Origin of the sequence: Rhodoplanes roseus (assembly GCF_003258865.1) — a bacterium.
In the GTDB taxonomy this organism is placed as follows: Bacteria; Pseudomonadota; Alphaproteobacteria; order Rhizobiales; family Xanthobacteraceae; genus Rhodoplanes; species Rhodoplanes roseus.
The window spans coordinates 1-252 of the sequence record NZ_NPEX01000919.1; the positions used below are offsets into that span (position 1 = coordinate 1).

Annotated in this window: 1 protein-coding gene; it reads right to left on the reverse strand. The window is 61.9% G+C overall.

What is annotated here, in order from left to right:
- Positions 1-61 precede the first annotated feature (61 nt).
- Positions 62-252 (reverse strand): hypothetical protein (locus tag CH341_RS35010; RefSeq protein ID WP_210208747.1); only part of this gene is annotated, 191 nt, incomplete at its 5' end.

Consider the following 252-nt stretch of genomic DNA (forward strand, 5'->3'; position numbering starts at 1 on the left):
GCACCATCAGGATGCCGACGGAGACACCGTAATAGGTTTTCTTTCTGTCCATTGAATTCACCTAAGCTTCGTTTCCGAGTTCGGAGGCAGGCTTGCGCTCGGCCGTGACGGCGAAATAGCGCCGCCCTCCAAGGATGACGGTGGCGACGAGGGCAAAGCCGAAGAGGCTGCGATAGAGCTCCGGCACCGTGTGCAGGAGCGCGCAGCCGATGCCGGCCACGATAAGGAGCCCACGCAGCCACAACGGCAGGC